Here is a 3,481-nt window from a genome sequence, read left to right as displayed (position 1 = left end):
GGCCGCCCCGCGACCCGCCCCGGCCGCCCCGCGACCCACCCAGGCCGCCGCGGACACCGGCTGGAACACCAGCGTGCACCGGGTCCCCCCGCGCCGCCCCGGCCTGCGCTCCTCGCTGCGGCGCCACTTCCGCGTGGTCGCCGTCGTGGGCGGCGCCGCCCTGTTCGTCCTGGCGCTGCTGGCCGGGATGGCGTTCTTCTAGGGAGGAGGCTGCGCAGGCTCCGGGGCATGCGGATCTCGGTTTCCTCCGACATGGACGAACCCGTCGCCCGTTCCCTGGTCGCGCTGCTGCGCGAGCGGGGGCACGAGGTGGTGAGCCACGGCGCGCTGCGCCCCGGGGACGACCCGCGGTGAGCGGTGTGCTCGGAGGCCGCCGCCCGCGATGTCGCCGACGGGTGGGCCGACCAGGCGGTCGTGTGCTGCTGGACCGGCACGGGCGCGTCCATCGCCGTGCACGAGGCGCCCGGCGTACGGGCCGTCCTGTGCACCGACGCCCGCACGGCGGACGGAGCACGCCGCTGGAACGACGCCGACGCACTGGCCCCTCGGCCTCAGACCGACCTCCGAACCGCTCCTGAAGGGGATCCTCGACGCCTGGTTCACCGCCACACCGCGCGAGGACGAGGACACCGAGGACCGGGACAACGTGACCCACGTCGACCGTCCGGACCTCCGCCGGCCGGGCCTTTTACGGCCCGTGGTGGGGGCTCGGCGCCCGGGGGGCGCAGGGCCGGGTGCTACGGCGGCTCGGTCCCGGAGGGCCGTGTGGCCGGTGACGAGGTGTCGTCACGGAGGTGTGGCCGCCAGGGCACGATCCGCGGCTCGGGCGGGTTCCCGGCCCGGCCCCGCGGCGGGGCCCGGCGCCCGTCGCGGTCGTACGGCCGGTGCTACCGGCGGCTCGCCGCCCGGACCCGTACGAGCCTGGACAGCGCGTCCTCCCGGAACAGGGCCCGGCCGGCCGTGATCCGCTGTTCGCGGTGGGGGCCCGGTTCCGTGAGGCGGGTCAGGGAGCGCAGGAGGGCGGCCTCGTCGGGGGCGAGGTCGCACAGGCCCAGGTCCGCCATGCGGCGTACGCCTTCCGCGCCGTGTCCGGGCAGGGGACGGTGACCGATGACCGGCAGACCGGCGGCGAGGGCCTGGACGGCCGTCTGACCGGCCGCGTTGTCCACCAGGGCGGCGCAGGCGTGCAGCAGGCCCGGCATGTCGGTCACCCAGCCGGGGGTGAGGACACCCGGCGTGCCGGACAGCGCGCGCCGCAGCCGTTCGTTGCGTCCGCACAGGACGACCGGCAGGAAGCCGTGCGCGGCGAGCAGCCGTGCGGTGCCGGACAGCTGACTGCCGGCCCCCCAGGCGCCCGCGGAGACCAGCACCGCGGGCCGGCCACCGCCGTACCGCTGAAGCCGGCTTCGCCATCCGGCCGTTCCCGGGCCCTCGGAGAAGAACTCCGGTGCCACCACCGGACCGGTGGCCTCCGCCGGCCGGCCGATGCCCCGGCGGACCTCGCGAGCGGTCTCCTCGCTGACACACAGGTGCAGGTCGTTGCCCGGATGCAGCCACTGCCGGTGCACGGCGAAGTCGACGACGACCACCGCGCTGGGGACCTGCAGCACCCCACGGGTCCGCAGATGGCCGGTGAGCTGGGCCGCCAGATGGAAGACGGGCACCACGACGTCGGCCCGCCACTCCCGCACCAGACGCATCAGCCGGCCGCCCGCGAGCCGCGCCAGCGGGGTACCGCTCGGGCGGGGCCGGGGACCGGGCCGCAGGAAGAAGTCGTAGATACCGGCGTAGACCCAGGGGGCCTCACGGACGGCCGCCCGGTAGAAGCCGCGCAGACCGCCGCCCAGCCCGTACGGCAGCAGGGCCAGCACGTCGACGACGCGGACCTGCTTGCCGGCGGCGCGGGCACGGCGGGCCAGCTCGGCGGCCACCGTGTCATGGCCCGCCCCCATGCTCGCGGAGACGACGAGCAGCCGCTCGGCCTCCGGGGACGCCTCCGGGCCGGCGCGGGCGGGCGTGTGACCGGCGACAGGCTCCCGAGCGGCGGGCAGCGGTGGCGGCACGGACGAATCGGACGACACTGGAAGTGAGTAACCCTCACCCACCGCAGTCAAACGAACAGGCGCACCCCCGCGCCCGTCCCAGGTTTCGGGCACGGCCCCCGGGATACTTCACCACCCTGCAGGCCGTCCCGGACCACCGGAGCCGCACCGGCGGCCCCCGGTCCCGTCCGACCCCCGAGGTGCGTCCCGATGTCCCACGCCTCCTCCCCCCTACGGTCCGGCTCCGGCGCGCCCGTCGAGGCACCCGCGGCGCTGAGCGCCGTACGCCGCCGGCCCCCCGACGCGGCGGTGCCGGGCGGGAGCGCGCTGGTGACCGGCGCCTCGTCCGGGATCGGCGCGGCCGTCGCCCGGCGGCTCGCCCAGGAGGGCGGCTGGCGCCTGGTGCTCAACGGACGTGACCGAGCCCGGCTGGAGGAGGTCGCCCGCGGCACCTCCGCCGTCGTCCACCCGGCGGACCTGTCCGGCCAGGACGCCGAGCGGCGGCTGGTGGAGTTCGCCCTCGACAGCGTCGGCCACGTGGACCTTCTGGTGGCGGGAGCGGGCATCGGCTGGGCCGGGCCGTTCAGCACCATGCCGCAGCGCGCCATCGACGAGGTGTTCGAGGTCAATGTACTGGCCACCCTGCACCTGGTCCGGCTGCTGCTGCCCCAGATGGTCAGGAGGGGCACGGGCCGCGTGGTCCTCATCGGCTCCCTGGCCGGCACGGTCGGCGTCCGCGACGAGGCGGTCTACTCCGCCACCAAGGCAGCACTCGGCGCCTTCGCCGACGCCGTGCGCTACGAGCTGCGCGGCACCGGGGTCGGCATCAGCCATGTGGTGCCCGGAGTGGTCGACACACCGTTCTTCGACCGCCGCGGAGTGCCCTACCGGCGCTCGAGGCCCAGGCCCGTCCCGGCGAGCCGGGTCGCCGACGCGGTGTGGGAGGCGGTGTCCCGGGGCCGGGACGAGGTGTACGTCCCCGGCTGGACCCGTCTGCCCGGCCGGATCCGCGGCGCCGCGCCCGCGCTCTACCGACGCCTTGCCGCACGGTTTGGGTGACCCACGGGGTGAACGCGCTCACCGTCGTCCTCGCACTGTTCGCCGCGTTCGCCAACGCCGCGGCGTCGGTCCTGATGAGGCGCGCGGCGACGGAGAAGGCGGACGGCGGGGGAGAGGGGGACGGCAGGCGAGAGGGGGACGGGGGCGGCGCGGCTCCGGAGACGCCGGGCGGCGAGGGAGAGCAGGGCAGCGGCGGCACGGTCCCGAGTCCGCCGGACGGCGGGAGAGGGGACGACCGCTGGACCAACGGTACTGCCGCCCAGAGGCCGCCGGGCGGGCGAGGCGTGCGCCGTGCGCCGCCCCGGGCGCCGGGCGGCACGGCCACCGGGGAGCCGGGCAACGCCGGAAAGACCGCCGAGGAGCCGCACGGCCCCGGAGCA

Annotated in this window: 2 protein-coding genes and 3 pseudogenes; 4 read left to right on the top strand and 1 reads right to left on the bottom strand. The window is 76.8% G+C overall.

What is annotated here, in order from left to right:
• Together DEP02_RS29525 and DEP02_RS35110 are read left to right on the top strand one after the other, a co-directional pair.
• A pseudogene (locus DEP02_RS29525) lies at positions 1 to 202 on the top strand (serine/threonine protein kinase); the annotation flags it as partial.
• Between the two features lie 26 nt (positions 203 to 228).
• Positions 229 to 679, top strand: a pseudogene (locus DEP02_RS35110) (RpiB/LacA/LacB family sugar-phosphate isomerase); the annotation flags it as partial.
• Positions 680 to 887: 208 nt separating this feature from the next.
• Here the strand turns inward: DEP02_RS35110 and DEP02_RS29515 are convergent.
• A complete protein-coding gene (locus tag DEP02_RS29515; protein ID WP_438947811.1) occupies positions 888 to 2,081 on the bottom strand; it encodes an MGDG synthase family glycosyltransferase in 1,194 nt (397 codons plus the stop codon).
• Positions 2,082 to 2,252: 171 nt separating this feature from the next.
• Here DEP02_RS29515 and DEP02_RS29510 point away from each other — a divergent pair, with 171 nt between their 5' ends.
• Both DEP02_RS29510 and DEP02_RS29505 read left to right on the top strand, forming a co-directional pair.
• Positions 2,253 to 3,101, top strand: coding sequence for an SDR family NAD(P)-dependent oxidoreductase (locus DEP02_RS29510; RefSeq protein WP_112470738.1), 849 nt, complete (start codon positions 2,253 to 2,255; stop codon positions 3,099 to 3,101).
• Positions 3,098 to 3,481 (top strand): annotated as a pseudogene (locus DEP02_RS29505) (hypothetical protein); the annotation flags it as partial. The gene DEP02_RS29510 and the pseudogene DEP02_RS29505, both read left to right, overlap by 4 nt.

This window comes from Streptomyces triticisoli (assembly GCF_003270085.1).
Taxonomy (GTDB): Bacteria; Actinomycetota; Actinomycetes; order Streptomycetales; family Streptomycetaceae; genus Streptomyces; species Streptomyces triticisoli.
The sequence above is the reverse complement of the archived record's forward strand: the minus strand, read 5'-3'. Positions and strand labels throughout refer to the sequence as shown.